The 3,492-nt window shown below is 22.9% G+C and carries 4 protein-coding genes; all 4 read left to right on the forward strand.

The window, feature by feature from the left end; translation table 4 throughout:
* Positions 1 to 135 precede the first annotated feature (135 nt).
* The 4 genes from C6B38_RS01460 (at position 136) to C6B38_RS01475 (ending at position 3,024) form a co-directional block, all read left to right on the forward strand.
* Entirely contained in the window at positions 136 to 1,248 is a 1,113-nt protein-coding gene (locus tag C6B38_RS01460) for a DNA cytosine methyltransferase (protein ID WP_105298382.1), read from the forward strand.
* Positions 1,249 to 1,265: 17 nt separating this feature from the next.
* The gene (locus C6B38_RS01465; RefSeq protein WP_105298383.1) at positions 1,266 to 1,547 is read left to right on the forward strand and encodes a hypothetical protein; all 282 of its coding nucleotides are present in this window, start codon (positions 1,266 to 1,268) and stop codon (positions 1,545 to 1,547) included.
* A gap of 159 nt (positions 1,548 to 1,706) precedes the next feature.
* Positions 1,707 to 2,360 carry a DNA-methyltransferase gene (locus C6B38_RS01470; protein ID WP_105298384.1) on the forward strand — a complete coding sequence of 218 codons (654 nt, stop codon included), beginning with the start codon at positions 1,707 to 1,709 and terminating at the stop codon, positions 2,358 to 2,360.
* Positions 2,347 to 3,024, forward strand: coding sequence for a type II restriction endonuclease (locus C6B38_RS01475; protein ID WP_105298385.1), 678 nt, complete (start codon positions 2,347 to 2,349; stop codon positions 3,022 to 3,024). The genes C6B38_RS01470 and C6B38_RS01475 overlap by 14 nt, the downstream gene beginning before the upstream one ends.
* Positions 3,025 to 3,492 lie beyond the last annotated feature (468 nt).

Below are 3,492 nucleotides of genomic sequence, written 5' to 3' on the forward strand. Positions count from 1 at the left end.
GCGATAATGTCATAATTGACGAAAAAACTGGCAAAGTAAAAATAATCGATAAAGAAGAATAAAAAGAGGTTAATAATTGACGAAAAAACTGGCAAAGTAAAAATAATCGATAAAGAAGAATAAAAAGAGGTTATTATGATTAAAGTAATAGAATTATTTGCTGGGATTGGAAGTCAAAGAAAAGCATTAGAAAATATTGAAATTAAACATAAGATAGTTGCTATTTGTGATAATGATAAATATGYTGAAAAATCATATCGAGCAATTTTTAATGATTATGACACACCAAATTTAGGTGATATTACCAAATTAGAAACTTTACCGTATGCCGATTTAATAACTTGATCATTTCCATGTCAAGACATATCAAACGCCAATAATAATGGRCAAGGATTAAATGGTAAKCGAAGTGGTTTAGCTTACAAAGTTGTTGATTTAATAAAAACAATGCCAATAAAACCTCAATATCTTTTAATGGAAAATGTGCCAAATTTATTAAGTAAAAAGTTTTTTGTTGGATTTCAAAATCTACAAAATCAACTTAATAAATTAGGATATCATAACCAATATTTTACAATGAATGCCAAGGATTATGGAATTCCCCAAAATAGAAAAAGATTGTTTATGATTTCAACATTAAAGCAAGATTTTAAATTTCAATATCCCCAACCTTGTAATTTAAAATTTTTAGTAAAAGATATTTTAGAAAAYAATGTAAATGAAAAATATTTTATTAGACAAGAATCAATGAAAAAAGYARTTGARAACAATAAACTTAAAATYATYGAACAATGTGCTTATACAATTACAACAAAACAAATGCGATGAGGAAAYGCAGGAATTATTGCAATTCCATCAATTAAGGGTTATGGTAATTTTATTGTTTTACCACGAGCAAAAGATGGTTTGCTAATTAATGGATCATATAATCGGTTTTTAAAAACAGAAAATAATTATATGGGAACAATCGCGGCAAGTAATGTCAATAAAATTATGATTGATAATAAAATACAAAATCAATATACTAATAAAATATTATCTTTTTTAATTGATGAAAAAGAATACTTTTTAAGAATATTAACACCTCGTGAATGTTGATTATTAATGGGGTTTAGTAATAAAGACTTTGATAAAACAAGCAAAGTTGTTTCAGAAACACAACTTTATAAACAAGCTGGTAATATTAACAAAGGAGAAAAATTAGAAAAGATTTTTATAAAAATGTTTAAAACAGAAAAGAAAAATTAACAAAGGAGAAAATACAAATGAAAAAAGTAAATAAAGAAATATCAGATGAAATAATGAAATATGTAATTAATTCTGATTTTGATAATTTAAGAAATATAACTAATGAATTATATATAAAAGGTAATTTTTCTAACGAAACTAAGGAAATGTTATTCAATATAATTAATAAATTTGATAAAACAACTATTAAAGAAAATAAACGAATTGTAATACCTGTAAAAAAAATCACTGATGAAAATAGTATTTTTTCAGTATCTCCGAAAAAGAAAAAGAAAATAATAAATATCGTTTTTAAATAAAAAATAATAAAATAATTTAATTTTAAATATATTAAAATTAAAGATGATAATATTAAATATGAAATCCATTTGGTATAGATATATTTAAAAATAAAATTATGAAATTTAATTTTAAATATTTTATAAATGGTTTTGAATTACTTAGTAATTTAAAGGATGATGAAATTTAATTTTAAATATTTTATAAATGGTTTTGAATTACTTAGTAATTTAAAGGATGACTCAATTCCTGTAGTTTTTTTTGATCCACAATATAGAGGTATTTTAGATAAAATGTCATATGGCAATGAAGGAAAACGGCAAATAAAACGTTCAGAATTAGAACAAATGGATGAAATAACTATTAAGAAATTTATGGAAGAAATAAATAGAGTTTTGATGGAAACAGGACATCTCTTTTTATGGGTAGATAAATTTCATTTATGTCAAGGAATTGCACCTTGAATTAGAAATACAAATTTAACAATAGTTGATATGATTGTATGAGATAAAGAAAGAATGGGAATGGGCTATAGGACGCGGAAACAAAGCGAATATCTTCTTATTTTACAAAAACCGCCAATTAGGGCTAAAAATATTTGAAAAACACGGAATATTAGAGATGTTTGATCAGAAAAAATTGATGTTAAAATTCACCCACACCAAAAACCACGTGGTTTGCAAGAAATTTTAATAGAAGCGGTTTCTAATGAGGGAGATGTTATTTTAGATCCAGCAGCTGGGAGTTTTTCTGTAATGGATTCTGCAATAGTTAAAAATAGACTTTTTTTAGGTTCAGATTTAAAGGATTTTACTGAAAATGGCACTAATTAGTGAAAGAAAGAAAAAAATTAATTCAAGTGGTTCATATGCAAGAGTTTTTAATAATATAGATTTAGGTGAACTTATTACAAAAATTCATTCAACTTCTATTTCAAACGGTAATGAACTAGAAAGAATTATTTTGGAAAAATCTGAATATGTAATTAGTAATGTAAATGAATTTGAAAGAATTTTAAGAAGAGAAGAAATAAATTGAAATATTGTAATAATTCCCAAAAAAATTGTAAAAAAATCATCTGTTAGTAATTCAAAAGAACCTGATTTTATAGTTATTCAAAAAACAAACGAAACATTAAATATTATTGAATTAAAAGATGGTTGAGTTTTTGATACAAAAAAAGCAATTGGAGAATATGAACAACTTTTAGAATTTCAAAATGATATTTCTAAAATTGTTAGTTTTAAGACTAAAATTTATATGTGTAGTTTTAATAATAATGATAAAAATGAGATATTTAAAGGATTTAAGAAAAAGATACCTTTAGAGGATATTATGATAGGACAAGAATTTTGTAAATTACTAGGTCTAGATTATTATTCAATAGATTTGGAACGTAGAAATCATGCAAATAAAAATTTACAATATTTTATTCAAGAACTTTTAAAAATTGATATTGTAAAAACTGAAATTATTAAACAACTAAATAAAAAATAATTAATAAATATAAATTTTAAAATTTTTTAGTATTATACTTATATTATAAATTTTTATAATAAATATAGACATCTAATATATGTTTGGTATTTCTTTTATTTTTTTACTTATTTAAAACAACATTTAATTTTGTTGTTTTTTATTTGACAAATAATTTTAATGACGGTATCATCACGGTGTAATTAGTTATATAAATATTAATTTTATTTTACTTATATACCCCCCCTATAAGTCCTTTAAAATAAGGACTTTTTGGGTTCCGATGTGGTGAAAAATCCCGTAAATAAAGGAGTTTTTATAAATGAATGAGTTAAAAAATAGCAAAAAACAAGCAAAAAATAACCAAAATTTAACAAAAAATGCCCCTTTTTTGACAAAAAATGAAAGCATTTTAACAAAAGAAAACAATAACTTAAACCAACAAAAATTTTTTGACAAAAAATGAAAGCATTTTAACAAAAGAAAACA

Source organism: Spiroplasma sp. ChiS (assembly GCF_002968355.1).
In the GTDB taxonomy this organism is placed as follows: domain Bacteria; phylum Bacillota_I; class Bacilli_A; order Mycoplasmatales; family Mycoplasmataceae; genus Spiroplasma; species Spiroplasma citri.